Source organism: Microbacterium paraoxydans (assembly GCF_900105335.1).
In the GTDB taxonomy this organism is placed as follows: Bacteria; Actinomycetota; Actinomycetes; order Actinomycetales; family Microbacteriaceae; genus Microbacterium; species Microbacterium paraoxydans.
Map to the genome: position 1 here is coordinate 2,653,308 of NZ_LT629770.1, position 14,720 is coordinate 2,668,027.

Genomic DNA, 14,720 nt, shown 5'->3' on the forward strand with positions numbered 1-14,720 from the left:
GGGACGGTATCGAGAGCCCCCGCCTCCGCACCGCGCGGCAGACCTCTCGACGCCAGGAAGAAGATGCTCATGAAAGCTCTCCGCTACGTCGAGATCGGCAAGCCCCCGGTGGTCGTCGACATCCCGATTCCGAAGCCCGGTCCCGGACAGGTCCTCCTCAAGGTCACCGCGGGCGGTGTCTGCCATTCCGACGACTACGTCATGGGGCTTCCCGAGAAGGACTACCACGAGCAGGGTTACCCGCTGCCGCTGACGCTCGGCCACGAAGGCGCCGGCATCGTGCACGAGGTCGGCGAGGGCGTCGACTCGACGCTCAAGGTCGGGGATGCCGTGGCCGTCTATGGTCCGTGGGGTTGTGGTCGCTGCCACAACTGCTCGATGGGCAAGGAGAACTACTGCACGAATGCCGCCGCCGAGGGCATCCGTCCTCCGGGGCTGGGCAGCCAGGGCTCGATGGCCGAGTACATGATCGTCGACGACGCACGTCACCTCGTGCCGCTCGGTGACCTCGACCCCGTGCAGAACGTCTCGCTGACCGACGCGGGCCTCACCCCCTACCACGCGATCAAGAACTCGCTTCCGAAGCTCGGCGCCGGCACGGTCGCCGTCGTGATCGGTACTGGTGGTCTCGGCCACGTCGGCATCCAGATCCTCAAGGCCATCTCGGGTGCCACGGTCATCGCCCTCGACGTGAACGACGAGAAGCTGAAGCTCGCCACCGAGGTCGGCGCGGATCACGTGCTGATCAGCGACGCGTCGGCGGCCGAGAAGATCCGCGAGCTCACCGGCGGTCTCGGCGCGAACGCCGTGTTCGACTTCGTCGGCGCGAACCCGACGATCGCCCTGGCGCAGAGCGTTGCCGCACTCGAGGCCGACATCACGATCGTGGGCATCGGCGGGGGCAGCATGACGCTCGGCTTCGGCTCGATCGCCTATGACGCGGCCGTGCGCATCCCCTACTGGGGCTCCCGCGCCGAGCTCATCGAGGTGCTGGACCTCGCCCGCGCCGGCAAGATCCACGTCCAGACCGAGAGCTACACGCTCGACGACGGTCCGAAGGCGTACGAGGACCTCGCGTCGAACAGCATCCGCGGACGCGCCGTCATCGTCCCCTAACATCGGCCTCGAACGCCCGGGAGGGATCGCCCTCCCGGGCGTTCGTCGTTTCGGTGCGGCTTCAGCTGCAGCGTCGCCGGTCGGCGAGGAGGGCGAGCGCCGCATCGATCGCGCTCGCCGCCGCGTCGGGGGCCACGCGCACGAGGGCGAAGGCGGAGACCACCAGGCCCGTGCAGGCGTCCGCCAGGGTGTCGACCTCCGTTCCCGCGAGCTCGGGGAGAGCGGCCCCGACGCCGCGGGCGAACGCCTCTCGGAGCTCCCCGCGATAGGACGCCACGACCCGGGCGACCGCGTCGTCAGTGCCGATGGGGGCGGCGGCGGTGTTGACCAGCAGGCAGCCGCTCGTCGCCGGGAGGCTCCCCGCGGTCAGCAGGGCCGCACGCAGTCCGCCGAGATAGGTCTCCAGCGCCTCCGGCGCCACGGTCTCGCCCGTCAACGGGGCGAGGCGCGGACGGATGACCTCGTCCAGGTAGCTCTCGACGGCGGCGTCGAAGAGTCCTCGTTTGGAACCGAAGGCGTGATAGATGCTTGAGCGGCTGAGGCCGGTCGCGCGCTCGAGCTCCGGCAGCGGCGCGCTCTCGAAGCCGCGCTCCCAGAACACGCCGCGTGCCGCGCGGACCGCTTCCGCGGTGTCGAAGGTCTGTGTGCGCCCCATCCACCCTGCTCCTGCTCTTTTGTGAATCGCTTGATCCAGTATATATTGGAACGACCGATACAGAATGCGCGGCCCCGCCGCGTCGAAGGGGGACTGCCATGGTCATCGCCGGACTCGTGCTCGCAGGCATCGCCGCGCTCGTGCACGTCTACATCTTCTGGCTGGAGTCGTTCGCCTGGACCAGTGCGCGCGCTCGCCGCACGTTCGGCACCGGCACGGCAGAGGAGGCCGCGCGACAGAAGGAACTCGCCTTCAACCAGGGCTTCTACAACCTGTTCCTCGCGATCGCCGTCCTCCTCGGCATCGTCCTCTTCGCCACGGGAGCGACGGCCGTCGGCGCGACCCTGGTCTTCACCGGCACCGGATCGATGGTCGCCGCGAGCCTCGTGCTGCTGCTGTCGAGCCCCGACAAGGCGTCCGCCGCCCTGAAGCAGGGCGTGATCCCGGCGCTCGGCGTCATCGCGCTCGCCATCGGCCTCCTCGTCTGAGTCCGGCCGCAGCACCCCCTAGATCCTCACGAAGGAGAGAAATGCCCCACGCCATCAGCACCCAGATCCAGCTCGCCCGCCGCCCCGAGGGGTGGCCGACCCACGACGACTTCCGCACCGTCGAGGTCGAGCTGAGCGATCCGGCGCCGGGGGAGGTGCGCGTGGCGAACGAGTTCGTCTCCGTCGACCCCTATATGCGCGGGCGGATGAACGACGTCCGCAGCTACGTCGCTCCCTACGCCCTCGACGAGGTCATCGCGGGTGGCGCCATCGGCCGGGTCGTCGCCTCTGCGGCGGACGACCTCCCCGTCGGCACCGTCGTGCTGCATCAGCACGGCTGGAGCGATGTCGTGCAGGCGGACGCGTCGACCTTCCGGGCCGTGCCCGAGGTGCCCGGCATGCCGCTGTCGCTGCGCCTGCACATCCTCGGCATGACCGGCCTCACCGCGTACGTCGGGCTCACCGCGATCGCCGGACTCGCCCCGGGCGACACCGTCTTCGTCTCCGGCGCCGCCGGTGCCGTCGGCACGGCTGTCGGTCAGATCGCCAAGCTCCTCGGCGCGGGCCGCGTGATCGGCTCGGCGGGCTCGCGCGAGAAGGTCGCCCTGCTGACCGAGAAGTACGGCTACGACGCGGCGTTCAACTACAAGGACGGCCCGGTGCGCGAGCAGCTCGCCGCCCTCGCGCCCGAGGGCGTGGACGTGTTCTTCGACAACGTCGGCGGCGACCACCTCGAAGCCGCGCTCGACGTGATGAACGACGGCGGCCGGATCGCCCTGTGCGGCGCCATCACGAGCTACAACACGACCGAGCGCGTGCCCGGGCCCGACAACATGGCGAACATCATCACGCGCGGTCTCCGTCTCCAGGGCTTCACCCTGGCGAACTACCTGCACCTGTCGCCGGAGTTCAGCGAGAAGATGACCCGCTGGTTCGCAGAAGGGCGGATCGCCTACGACGAGACCATCGTCGACGGCATCGAGAACACGGTCGACGCGTTCCTCGACATGATGCGCGGAGCCAACACGGGGAAGATGCTCGTGCGCGTCACGCCCTCCGCCTGACGTCCGGAGCGGGCCGCCCGCGCATTTGAGATATATTGCTTGAGACGTAGAACTTCACTCTCCATGACCCCCACTGGAGGCAGTGTGACACTCTCTGGCGGCCCCCTCGAACGCCGGTCGATGAGCGACGAGGCTTTCGTGCGCCTGCAGGATGCGATCATCAGCGGCGAACTCCAGCCCGGCGAGCGCCTGCGCGACTACGAGCTCGCCGAACGCCTCGGCACCTCGAAGACGCCGATCCGCCATGCCCTCGACCGCCTGGCCGACAACGGCCTCGTCGAGATGCAGCGCAACCGATACACCCGCGTGGCCCCGATCGATCTGGAACGGGTGCGCAACGCCGTCGACCTGTTCGGCGACATCTGGATCGGCTCGGTTCGTCACGTCATGCCGGTGATCCAGGACGACGATGTGGCCTATCTCGTGGAGCTCGCCGACGACATGGCGGCGTCGGTGCAGGCGCGGGACATCATCGCGTTCGGCGCGGCGCTCCGCAGCGCGGCGACGGGTTTCGCCCGGATCGAGGGCAACGCCACGCGCGCCAACTCCATCGAGCGCCTCGGCCCGCAGATCCGCCGGTTCACCCAGCACGCGAAGGACGCCGTGGACTGGTCCGCCGTCGAGGAGTTCGTCGGCGCGATCCGCGAGGCGACGTCGGAGCGCGACGCGGTCAAGACCCGTGCGGTGCTGGTGACCTTCTTCGACGAGACGCTCCCGGCGATCATCGATCGGGCCGAGCAGTCGGGACTGGCCGAGATCTCGGAGTGATCCTGCGCTGACGAACGAGGGCGACCGCACACCGCGGTCGCCCTCGTCGCGTCCCGGGGCTACGGCGTAAGGCGATGGACGTCGCGCGGGAACAGCGTCACCTCGCGGACGTTGGCCGCCTCGACCAGTCGGCCCACCCAGCGCTCCAGTCCGATCGCGAAGCCGCCGTGCGGAGGCATCCCGTGCGCGAACGCCTCCAGGTAGCCGGCGTACCTCGAGGGCGATTCGCCCCGCGCCTCGATCGCGGCGACGACCTCGCTGTGTCGATGCAGCCGCTGTCCGCCGGTCACGAGCTCCAGACCCCGGAACAGGAGGTCGAAGCTGTTGCTCCACTCCGTGTCGTCGGGCTGCGGGTGCGTGTAGAACGGACGCTTGCGCATCGGATACCCCTCGACGGCCAGCATGTCGCTGCCGAACTCCTCCTTCGCCCACGCCCCGAGCGCCCGCTCGTGCGCCGGGGAGAGGTCGGGCTCGTCGGCCGGAGCCCCGACCCGGCGCAGCGCGTCGCGGAAGTGCACGACGGGGATGTCCTCGGGGATGACGGGGAGCGTCGCGTCGAGCAGCGCGAGCTCTTCCGCTGCGTCGGCGCGGATGCCGTCGAGCATGCCTCGCAGCACGTGGCCGAGGAGTCGCAGGACGTCGCGGTGGTCGCGGATGAACCCGAGCTCGACGTCCAGCGACACGTACTCCGACAGATGCCGCACGGTGTCGTGGGGCTCGGCCCGGAAGACCGGCCCCACCTCGTGGACGCGTTCGAACACGCCGACGAGCTGCTGCTTGTAGAACTGCGGGCTCTGCGCGAGGTACCCGGTCCTGCCGAAGTAGTCCACGGGGAACACGTTCGCCCCCGACTCGGTCACGGTGTCGACGATCTTCGGGGTCTGCACCTCGGTGAAGTCCGCAGCGTCGAGCACCCGGCGGAACGCCCGCACGCTCGCCGCGGCGATCTGCCAGGTCGCGCGGCGTGCGGGGTGGCGCCAGGTCACCGCCGCGTGGTCGAGCAGAGTCGGAAGGCTCGTCTCGAGCGTCGGGCGCCACAGCTCAACGACCGGCGGTGCAGCCGGCTCCGACAGGCTCTCGATCTGCGGGTCGACGATCTCGACGCCGCCGGGGGCCTGCGGGTTCGCGGCGACGGTCCCCGTCACGCGGACCACCGTCTCCTCCGGAGGGAGGCCGTCCGTCGGAAGCTCGGCGGCACGGACGACGACCTGGGCGAGGCCCGAACGGTCGCGGATGATCAGGAACGCGACGGTGGCGAGTTCCCTCCGTCGATGGACGTGACCGAGCAGCATGACACGGCGGCCGGGGGTGGCCTCGGCGAGCTCCGCGGCGAGAGTGCGGGCGGGGTCGGGTGATCTCATTTCTCCTCCAGGTTGTGGGAGCCCTGGAGGTGTGGGCGGGGGCCAGATCGCGGTGCCACCACACCTTCGCCGGTGAGAAGCCGGCCTCTCGTCGGTACGCCGGACGCGCGGGGACCGCCTGCACGGAGGCCGGGGGTCGTCACGCCCCGGCGGTCGCCGCGTCCAGTCTAGGGGCGTTCTCGGCAGATCCACAGAATCGCTCGGGCACCGTCTCGTACCCTGGATTATCCAAGGGGAGTACTCCGACACGGTCGGGTCGTCATTACGGATGCGTCTGCATCCCGGCCCACCGGTCCCGCTCGGCGGGATGGGGAAGACTTTGGCGCTGTTCCGTCACGCCCGAGTCTGGAGTACCCGTTGGAAATCACCCCTTTGATCTGGGTCATCACGATCGCGGTCACCATCGCGTTCTTCGTGTACGAGTTCTTCGCGCACGTCCGCAAGCCGCACGAGCCGAGCATCGGCGAATCCGCGCGCTGGTCGATCTTCTACATCAGCCTCGCGCTGCTCTTCGGCGTGGGCATCGGCATGGTGTCCGGCTGGACCTACGGCGGCGAGTACTTCGCCGGCTACCTCACCGAGAAGGCGCTGTCGATCGACAACCTCTTCGTGTTCCTCATCGTGATGACGGGCTTCGCGGTGCCGAAGATCTATCAGCAGAAGGTGCTGATGATCGGCATCGTGATCGCGCTGATCCTCCGCGGCGTCTTCATCGCCGTCGGTGCGACCCTCATCGAGAACTTCTCCTGGATCTTCTACGTCTTCGGCGCGCTGCTGCTCTTCCTCGCGTACCGCCAGGCCTTCAGCAGCCACGAGAGCAACCCCGCGAACGGCCGCTTCATGACGTTCGTCCGTCGCCACCTCCCCGTCAGCGAGGAGTACAACGGCGACAAGCTCACGGTCGTCCAGAAGGGCAAGCGCTACGTCACGCCGATGCTGCTGACGATCATCGCGATCGGCTTCATCGACCTCGTCTTCGCCGTCGACTCCATCCCCGCCATCTACGGCCTCACCGACCAGGCGTACATCGTCTTCACCGCGAACGCGTTCGCCCTGATGGGTCTGCGCCAGCTGTACTTCCTCATCGGCGGGCTGCTGGAGCGCCTGGTGTACCTGGCTCAGGGCCTCGCCGTCATCCTCGCGTTCATCGGCGTGAAGCTCGTGCTGCACGCCCTGCACGTCAACGAGGTGCCGTTCATCAACGGCGGTGAGCCGATGCTGTGGGCGCCCGAGATCCCGATCTGGTTCTCGCTGCTCTTCATCGCCGCGACCATCGCGGTCGCCACCGTCGCGAGCCTGATGAAGACGCGCCGGCACCGCAACGCCGTCTCGTCCTCGACCGATTCCACCCCCACCATCGACAAGGAGCACTCTTGAGCGCGCAGCGCTGTTCTGACTCTTCGGACTCTGACAGTACGAGCACCCGGTTCATCCCGGGTGCTCACCCCGCCACCGAGGAGGTCGCCCGCTGATGGGCGATCTGCTCTGGAACATCGCCCTCGTCCTGCTCTTCGTGCTGATCGGCGGTGTCTTCGCTGCGACGGAGATGGCCCTGGTCACGCTGCGTGAGAGCCAGCTCAACGCGATCGCCGCTCGCGGCCGTCGGGGAGCGAAGGTCGCCGCCCTGGCCCGCAATCCCAACACTTTCCTCTCGGCGGTGCAGATCGGCGTGACCGTGGCGGGCTTCGCGTCCGCCGCCTACGGAGCGACCTCGATCGCGCCGTCCGTCGCGCCGTTGCTGGAGGACTGGGGCGTCGCGCCTCCGCTCGCGATGACGCTGGCCACGATCGTGCTGACGCTGATCATCGCGTACCTGTCGCTCGTGCTCGGCGAGCTCGTGCCGAAGAGGCTGGCGATCCAGCGCAACGCGCAGTTCGCGTACGCGGTCGCGCCGGCCCTGAACGGCTTCGCGACCGTCATGCGCCCGGTGATCTGGCTGCTGTCGGTCTCGACGAACGCGCTCGTCCGCGTGCTCGGCGGCGACCCGCACAAGACGAGCGACGAGCTCACCGACGAGGAGGTGCGCGACATCGTGGCGACCCACCAGGGCCTGCCCGACGACGAGCGCCGCATCCTCGACGACGTGCTCTCGCTGCGGGGACGCCAGGTGAGCGAGGTCATGCGCCCGCGACCGGAGGTCGTGGCGCTCGACGAGGCTGCCACGGTCGGGTCGGCGATGGAGCAGGTCCGCGAGCTGCCCTTCTCCCGGTACCCCGTGTCCCAGACGTCGATCGACGACATCACCGGCTTCGTGCACGTGCGTGACCTCTTCGAGGCTGCCGCGGATGACCCGGAGCGCCCGCTGCAGGGGCTCGTCCGCGACATCCCGTACATCCCGTCCACGGCGGGGGTGTTGCCCACCCTCACCCGGATGCGGGCCGAGGGACACCACATCGCCGTCGTCGTGGACGAGTACGGGGGCACCGACGGTCTCGTGACTCTGGAGGACCTCGTGGAGGAGGTCGTCGGCGAGATCTTCGACGAGTACGACGCCGAGGTCTTCCTCTCCGCCGACGACGGACTGGACGGGCGCCTCAACCTGCAGGACTTCGAGGAGGCGACGGGGCTCGCGATGCCCCGGGGGTCTTCGGACACGATCGCCGGATTCGTCACCGAGCAGCTCGGCCGTCTCGCCGTGGTCGGCGACACCGTCGAGGTGCCGGGCGCGACCATCCAGGTGGTGGAGATCGATCGCCGCCGCATCGCACGCGTGCGCGTCTCGATGCTCACCGATCCGGGTGCCGAGCGGGGCGTCGAAGACTGACGGACCGCCGGGTGGCGGGGCGCGTCAGTCGCGCGCTCCGCTGCCCAGCTCGCGAAGCCCATCGCTGAGGACCTCGGTCAGGAGCTGGGCGTAGCGGCCGTCCGGATCGAGGTCCGGGTCGAACACGGTGATGCTCGCCCCGATCGCCTGCGGGGCGAGGGCGCGCAGGAGTGCGGTGAGCTCCGCGGCACCGAGGCCGCCCGGGTCCGGGCTGTCGACGGCGGGCATCACCGAGGGGTCGAGCACGTCGACGTCGAGCTGCAGCCAGTAGCGACCGTCGGCGGCCGCGGCGGTCTCGGCGGCGACCGCGTCGGCTCCTCGTGCCAGGACGTCGGCCGCCGGCGTGACGCGCGCGAGGAGGCCGCGGACCTCCGCCTGCTCCTCGTCGTCGGCGCGATGCCCGATGTGGGCCGTGCGGGCGGGGGAGAAGTACGGCGCGAGTCCGTCGATGTCGGCGATCGCCGGCCAATGCACGCCGACGGCGCCCGCCAGCGCTTCGCCGGCCACGCTCGCGCACTCGTCGCTGTTGCCCGGGTGGCGGAAATCGGTGTGCCCGTCGATGTGCACGAGCCCCGCGCCTCCACGGCGCTTCACGGCGATCCCGGCGCCGATGAGGATGCCGCAGTCGCCGCCGATCACGAGCGGGGCGCGGCCCTCGTCGAGGACCTCCCCGATGCGCGCCGCCAGGCGGAGGGAGTGGTCGACGAAAGCGGCCTCGTTGCGTACTCGCCCCGCGGGCCGCGTGGCGTCGTCGTCCACGTAGCGGCCGGCGAGCACGATGCCGCCGTCGCTCGCGCCCTGACCGGTGAAACGCCGGAACAGCCCCGCCTCCCGGAACGCGTCCGGTGCCTTCGCGGAGCCGGGCACGCTGCCGGGCTCCGGTGGGCGCAGACCGAGGTTGCTGGGGGCCGACAGCAGAGTGATCATGCGCTCATCCTGCCCCCGGCGTCCGACATCGCCTCGGCTCAGCGGATGGCGTAGACGGCGCTCCCCACGATCACCGCGATGACGGTCGTCCAGCCGATGATCGCGACGGCCTGCCACACGAGGATGCGCCCCTTGCCGATGCCGGACGCGGCGAGCATGGTAGCGGTGAAGTGCGTCGGCAGCAGCAGCGGTCCCAGCAGGCTCACCCCGGGGACGCCGTAGCGCTCGAACGCGCGCTGGAACTTCTCGCGGCGCGCGGAGCCGCGTCCGGTCTCCACCGGGACGCCGTCGGCCTCCAGGCTCGTGCCGCCGCCCACCGTCACCGGCCGCTTCGCCCGCGAGCGGTCCACGATGGCCCGACGGGCGCCCGCGCTGGCGAGCACCAGGATCGCGACGCAGAGGAAGTTGCCGACCATCGCGGCGACGGCCGCGACCACGGGCGGGATGCCGCCGAGGATGCCGATGCTCGCGGCGCCCTCGCCTTCGACGAACGGCACCGCTCCGGCGAGGGCGACGATGAGGGGCTGGACGAGGTCGGGGACCTGGGCGACGAGGTTCTGGAAGGTCTCGATGAGGTTCATGGGGGAAGCTCCGGGTGTCGGTGCAGACGGTCTCTCCGTCGCGATGACCCCAGTCCAGTCGATGGCGCCCCGCGGTGGCAGTGCCGCCGCGTCACCGCTCTCCGTGCGGTTCGCCCCCGGATCCCGTGACATGTGTCACGCCTCTATCGTGGGGAGCGTGAGCAGTCCTTCCCCCGCTTTCCCCGATCCCGGTCCCGGTGCCCGCCAGCTCGCGCGGGGCATCACCGCCACCTGGTGGTACACGGTCGGCGGGGTGATCTTCATCGAGCTCATGCTGGTGGCCGCCTGGCTGGGCATCGCCGTGGCACTGGATCGCTCGGGCGTCGCGCTGCTCGTCGTGGGGGTCGGCGGGGTGCTCTGGGCGGCGTCGACCGTCCTGCTGCTGGTCGACTACCGTCATCGCGTCGACGCGGGCCCGGCGGTGGGCTGGGTGCGGTTGGCCGTGCCGACCGTCGTCGCCCTGATCTACGGCGGCGCGGCGGGGGCTCTGGTCGGCAGCTGGCAGCTCGCCGCGATGCCCGTGGTACAGGTCTTCGTGCTGGTGAGCTGGCCCCGCGGGATCCGGGTGCGTGTGGCCGTGGCGGCGACGGTCGCGCTCGTCGCTCTCGCGCTGCTCGACTCAACCACCCCCCTCGGTTCCGGGGTCCCGGTGTGGGTGCCGGTGCTCTACGGAGTCATGCTCCCCGGGATGACCGTGAGCTCGCTGTGGTGGTGGGACGTGCTCGTGGCCCTGGACCGGGCGCGCGCCTCGGAGGCGCGATTGGCGGCGACGCAGGAGCGCCTGCGCGTGGCGACCGACGTGCACGACCTCCAGGGGCATCATCTCCAGGTGATCGCTTTGCAGCTCGAACTGGCGGAGCGCTTGCTGCCCACCGATCCGCAGGCGGGGATGGAGCAGCTCCGCGCCGCCAGGGCGAGCGTCGACGACGCGCGGCAGGGCACCAGAGACCTCGCCACGCGATTCCGCTCGGTGCCCCTCGGCGACGAACTGGCGAACGCCCGGGATCTGCTCACGGCCGCAGGGCTCATCGTGGAGGCGCGGATCCACCCGGATGCGGACGCGGCACCCGCGGCCGACCTCGGTCCGGTGATCCGGGAGACGACCACGAACGTCCTGCGACACGGACGCGGTGGTCACGCGCGCCTGATCCTCGACCGGACGGCGGACGCCTGGCGGTACGAGGTCGCCAACGACGCGGCACCCACGGCCGAGGACGGGGCGGTCGGCTCCGGGCTCGAGGGTATCCGCCGGCGGATCGGCGAGGCGGGCGGCACGTTCGAGCAGCGGCGCGATGCCGACGAGTTCGTCGTGACGGTCACCGTGCCCGCGGGGGCGGAGATCGTCCGATGATCCGGGTGCTGCTCGCCGACGACGAGGGCATGATCCGCTCCGCGCTCGCCGCCCTGCTGCGTCTCGAGGCAGACATCGACGTCGTCGCGGAGTGCGCGGACGGCGAGGAGGCCGTCGCCGCCGCCGTCCGGCTCGAACCCGACGTGTGCCTGCTCGATCTGGAGATGCCCGGACTCGACGGCGTGCAGGTCGCGGAGAGGCTCAACCGCACGATCGCGACCCGCTGCATCGTCGTCACCCGGCACGCGCGTCCAGGGGTGCTCCGGCGGGCGCTCGCCTCCGGCGTCTCCGGGTTCGTGCCCAAGTCGCGAGGTGCGGACGAGCTCGCCGCGATCATCCGCCGCGTCGCGGCCGGCGCCCGGTACGTCGATCCGGAGATCGCGGCGGATGCGCTGAGCGACGAGCGGTCGCCGCTCACCGATCGGGAGCTGGACGTGCTCCGCGCCGGGCGTCGAGGGGAGACCACAGGACAGATCGCGCGGGCGCTCGCGCTGGCGCCGGGGACGGTGCGCAACCACATCTCCGTCATCCTCGGGAAGCTCTCGGTGAGCACCCGTCAGCAGGCCGTGCTCGTCGCTGAGGAGCGCGGCTGGATCTGACCGTCGTCACGCGTCCGTTCCGAGGGTCGCGGCCTGCGAGAATGGAGGCGCCGAGTCCCGAGCCGAGGAGCACACGTGCCGTTCATCTCCACCCGCGGCGGTATGCAGCCGCAGTCGTTCAGCGAGACGCTGCTGGAGGGCCTGGCGCCCGACGGCGGCCTGGCCGTCCCCGACGTCATGCCCGAGGTCGACGGCGAGACGCTCGAGCGCTGGCGTGCCCTGACCTATCCGCAGCTCGCGACCGAGGTGCTCGGCCTCTTCGCGACCGACATCCCGCGGGAGGACCTCGCCCGGATGACGGCGGCGGCGTACGCGGACTTCCCGGACGGCGTCGTCCCGCTGCGTCGCGTGGACGACGACCTCACGCTGGTCGGCCTCTCCGAGGGCCCGACGCTGGCGTTCAAGGACATGGCCATGCAGTTCCTCGGGCAGGTGCTGGAGTACACGCTCGAGCGCCAGGGCTCGGTCCTCAACATCCTCGGCGCGACCTCGGGTGACACCGGCTCGGCCGCGGAGCACGCCCTGCGCGGCAAGGAGCGTGTCGCGGTGTTCATGCTCTCGCCGCAGGGCCGGATGAGCGCGTTCCAGCGGGCGCAGATGTTCTCGCTCGACGACGCGAACGTGCACAACATCGCGGTGGAGGGCGTCTTCGACGACTGCCAGAACCTCGTGAAGAAGCTCGCCGGCGACCTCGACTTCAAGCGCGCTCAGCACCTGGGGGCCGTGAACTCGATCAACCTCGCCCGCATCACCGCGCAGACCGTCTACTACTTCTGGGCATGGCTGCGCGCGACCGACGCCGGCGGGTGGACCGAGGTGTCGTTCACCGTCCCCTCGGGGAACTTCGGCAACATCCTCTCCGGGTTCTTCGCGAAGCAGATGGGACTGCCGATCCGGCGCCTCGTCCTGGCCGCGAACGAGAACAACGTGCTCGACGAGTTCTTCCGCACGGGGGTGTACCGCCCGCGTAGCGCCGCGCAGACGCTGGCGACCTCGAGCCCGTCGATGGACATCTCGAAGGCGTCGAACCTCGAGCGCTTCATCTTCGAGCTCGTCGACCGCGACCCGGCGCGAGTGGTCGGCGCGTGGGACGACCTGGAGGCGCAGGGATTCTTCGACTTCTCGGCCGAGCAGCCGCGCTTCACCGAGGAGTTCGGCATCGTGAGCGGCACCTCGACGCACGAGGACCGGCTCGCGACCATCCGCGACGTGTACGAGGCCTCCGGCGAGGTGATCGACCCGCACACCGCCGACGGCGTGAAGGTCGCGCGGGAGTATGTCGAGCCCGGAGTGCCGATGCTGGTGCTGGAGACGGCCAAGCCGGAGAAGTTCGCCGAGACGATCCACGAGGCCATCGGGGTCGAGCTGGCGTACGCCCCCGAGCTCCGCGCCATGCTCGACGCCCCCCAGCGCGTGACCGAGATGCCCGACGACGAGCACGCTCTCCGTGCCTTCATCGAGGAGAACGCCCTTCACTGACCCGCGAGACCCCGCTTTCGCGCCGAAACCCCCTGTCCCGGACGCCGGAGACAGGGGGTTTCGACGTGAACCCGAGGTCTCGGCGACAAGAGAGGGAAATGCGGGGGTGGGCAGTGTGCACAGAGGGAGGGCGGATTGAGGCGGAGTGCACATGTCGGGGAGGAGAGGGGGTGAGTACCGTGGCGGGCAACCCGTATCCTCCTCCCGAAGGACTCCCCATGGCACGCACGGCGCACGCAGACGACTTCGCGCTCTCCCGAGTGACTCCAGAGGCCCGCAAGCCCTGGTTCGGAATCGCCGTCCAGCGATTCGGACAGGTCTCCGCCCTCTCGCAGTTCCTCCTCGGCGCGACCCTCGGTTACAGCATGACCTTCGGCGAGGCCGTCCTCGCCTTCCTGTTCGGCTCGCTCATCCTCGAGGTGATCATGTGCGTGGTCGGCTTCATCGGCCAGCGCGAGGGCCTGAACACCGCGCTCCTCGCCCGCTGGACGGGCTTCGGCGAGATCGGCGCGTCGCTCGTCGGCCTCGCGATCGGCATCAGCCTCATCGGCTGGTTCGGCATCCAGTCCGCCATCTCGGCGCAGTCGCTCGACGCCCTCATGCCCGGTGCCCTGCCGGTCTGGGCGTGGAGCCTCATCTTCGGCCTCGCCGTCACCGCGATCGTCGCCTTCGGCTTCGTCGGGATGCAGTGGCTCGCGAACATCACCGTGCCGCTGTTCCTGATCCTCGTCGGCTGGTCCGTCATCTCCGAGCTCACCCGCCACGACATCGGCGAGCTGCTCACCGGCCCGGCGCCCGGCCCGACCATGAGCGTCTGGGCGGGCACCGGCATCGTCGCCGGCGGTCTCATCGTCGGCGCGATCATCACGGGCGACATGACCCGCTTCAACCGCTCGCGGGCCGACGTCGTCAAGCAGACCGTGCTCGGCGTCTCCCTCGGCGAGTTCGTGATCGGCCTCGCCGGCGTGCTTCTCGCCCACGCGGCGGCGACCGGCGACATCGTCGCGATCGTCACCTCGTCCGTCGGGTTCGTCGGCCTGTTCATCGTGCTGACCGGCACGCTGAAGATCAACGACTGGAACCTGTACTCCTCCACGCTCGGCCTGGTGAACTTCATCTCCACGGCCTTCGGCAAGAACCTGCACCGCGTCACCACCACGATCGTCCTCGGCGTCGTCGGATCGGTGCTGGCGGCCGTCGGCATCCTCGGACAGTTCACCGAGTTCCTCGTCGTGCTCAGCGTCGCGTTCCCGCCGATCGCCGGGATCATGGTCGCCGAGTACTACGTGGTGCGCCGCTGGCGTCCTGAGCTCGACGCGACCCGCGAGACCGGAACCCTGCCCGGCACCGCGCCCCGCATCGTCCCGGCCACGATCGTCGTCTGGCTGGTCTCCTCGCTGGTCGGCTACTTCGTGACCTGGGGCATCCCCTCGCTGCTCAGCCTCTTCCTGTCGATGGTGCTCTACATCGTCGCCGGCAAGCTCGGCTGGGTGCGCGGCGTCGGCGTCGCGACCACCCGACAGGCGAACCCCGTCGACAGCGCCCCCGCCGCGGTCTGAGCAGACCC

Annotated in this window: 14 protein-coding genes; 10 read left to right on the forward strand and 4 right to left on the reverse strand. The window is 70.1% G+C overall.

The window, feature by feature from the left end; all coding sequences use genetic code 11:
* Positions 1–69 precede the first annotated feature (69 nt).
* Positions 70–1,116, forward strand: a complete 1,047-nt coding sequence (locus tag BLU02_RS13015; protein ID WP_060921405.1) for an NAD(P)-dependent alcohol dehydrogenase — start codon at positions 70–72, stop codon at positions 1,114–1,116.
* Positions 1,117–1,177: 61 nt separating this feature from the next.
* On the opposite strand, the gene BLU02_RS13020 is transcribed toward BLU02_RS13015, so the two are convergent.
* On the reverse strand, positions 1,178–1,771 hold the full coding sequence (locus BLU02_RS13020) for a TetR/AcrR family transcriptional regulator (RefSeq protein ID WP_060921376.1): 594 nt from the start codon (positions 1,769–1,771) through the stop codon (positions 1,178–1,180).
* A gap of 98 nt (positions 1,772–1,869) precedes the next feature.
* Between BLU02_RS13020 and BLU02_RS13025 the strand changes: the two genes are divergently transcribed.
* From BLU02_RS13025 to BLU02_RS13035, 3 genes are all read left to right on the forward strand, one after another.
* A complete protein-coding gene (locus tag BLU02_RS13025) occupies positions 1,870–2,259 on the forward strand; it encodes a DUF1304 domain-containing protein (protein ID WP_060921377.1) in 390 nt (129 codons plus the stop codon).
* A 41-nt stretch (positions 2,260–2,300) separates the two neighbouring features.
* The gene (locus BLU02_RS13030; protein WP_060921378.1) at positions 2,301–3,323 is read left to right on the forward strand and encodes an NADP-dependent oxidoreductase; all 1,023 of its coding nucleotides are present in this window, start codon (positions 2,301–2,303) and stop codon (positions 3,321–3,323) included.
* Between the two features lie 120 nt (positions 3,324–3,443).
* Entirely contained in the window at positions 3,444–4,091 is a 648-nt protein-coding gene (locus tag BLU02_RS13035; protein ID WP_060921379.1) for a GntR family transcriptional regulator, read from the forward strand.
* Positions 4,092–4,150: 59 nt separating this feature from the next.
* On the opposite strand, the gene aspS is transcribed toward BLU02_RS13035, so the two are convergent.
* Complete coding sequence (gene aspS, locus BLU02_RS13040) at positions 4,151–5,452, reverse strand: aspartate--tRNA(Asn) ligase (RefSeq protein ID WP_060921380.1); 1,302 nt, start codon at positions 5,450–5,452, stop codon at positions 4,151–4,153.
* Between the two features lie 357 nt (positions 5,453–5,809).
* Here aspS and BLU02_RS13045 point away from each other — a divergent pair, with 357 nt between their 5' ends.
* Positions 5,810–6,829, forward strand: a complete 1,020-nt coding sequence (locus BLU02_RS13045) for a TerC family protein (RefSeq protein ID WP_060921381.1) — start codon at positions 5,810–5,812, stop codon at positions 6,827–6,829.
* A gap of 94 nt (positions 6,830–6,923) precedes the next feature.
* Positions 6,924–8,216 carry a hemolysin family protein gene (locus BLU02_RS13050; protein ID WP_060921382.1) on the forward strand — a complete coding sequence of 431 codons (1,293 nt, stop codon included), beginning with the start codon at positions 6,924–6,926 and terminating at the stop codon, positions 8,214–8,216.
* Between the two features lie 24 nt (positions 8,217–8,240).
* Here BLU02_RS13050 and BLU02_RS13055 read toward each other — a convergent pair whose 3' ends face one another.
* Positions 8,241–9,143, reverse strand: coding sequence for an arginase family protein (locus BLU02_RS13055; protein WP_082749957.1), 903 nt, complete (start codon positions 9,141–9,143; stop codon positions 8,241–8,243).
* Between the two features lie 38 nt (positions 9,144–9,181).
* Positions 9,182–9,724, reverse strand: a complete 543-nt coding sequence (locus tag BLU02_RS13060; RefSeq protein WP_060921383.1) for a hypothetical protein — start codon at positions 9,722–9,724, stop codon at positions 9,182–9,184.
* A gap of 157 nt (positions 9,725–9,881) precedes the next feature.
* Here BLU02_RS13060 and BLU02_RS13065 point away from each other — a divergent pair, with 157 nt between their 5' ends.
* The 4 genes from BLU02_RS13065 to BLU02_RS13080 all read left to right on the forward strand — a co-directional run bounded on the left by BLU02_RS13065 (position 9,882) and on the right by BLU02_RS13080 (position 14,712).
* On the forward strand, positions 9,882–11,075 hold the full coding sequence (locus BLU02_RS13065; RefSeq protein WP_231919576.1) for a sensor histidine kinase: 1,194 nt from the start codon (positions 9,882–9,884) through the stop codon (positions 11,073–11,075).
* Positions 11,072–11,674 carry a response regulator transcription factor gene (locus tag BLU02_RS13070; protein ID WP_025104505.1) on the forward strand — a complete coding sequence of 201 codons (603 nt, stop codon included), beginning with the start codon at positions 11,072–11,074 and terminating at the stop codon, positions 11,672–11,674. The genes BLU02_RS13065 and BLU02_RS13070 overlap by 4 nt, the downstream gene beginning before the upstream one ends.
* Before the next feature lie 75 nt (positions 11,675–11,749).
* On the forward strand, positions 11,750–13,153 hold the full coding sequence (thrC, locus tag BLU02_RS13075; RefSeq protein ID WP_060921384.1) for a threonine synthase: 1,404 nt from the start codon (positions 11,750–11,752) through the stop codon (positions 13,151–13,153).
* A gap of 218 nt (positions 13,154–13,371) precedes the next feature.
* Positions 13,372–14,712, forward strand: a complete 1,341-nt coding sequence (locus BLU02_RS13080; RefSeq protein ID WP_060921385.1) for a purine-cytosine permease family protein — start codon at positions 13,372–13,374, stop codon at positions 14,710–14,712.
* Positions 14,713–14,720: the final 8 nt, after the last annotated feature.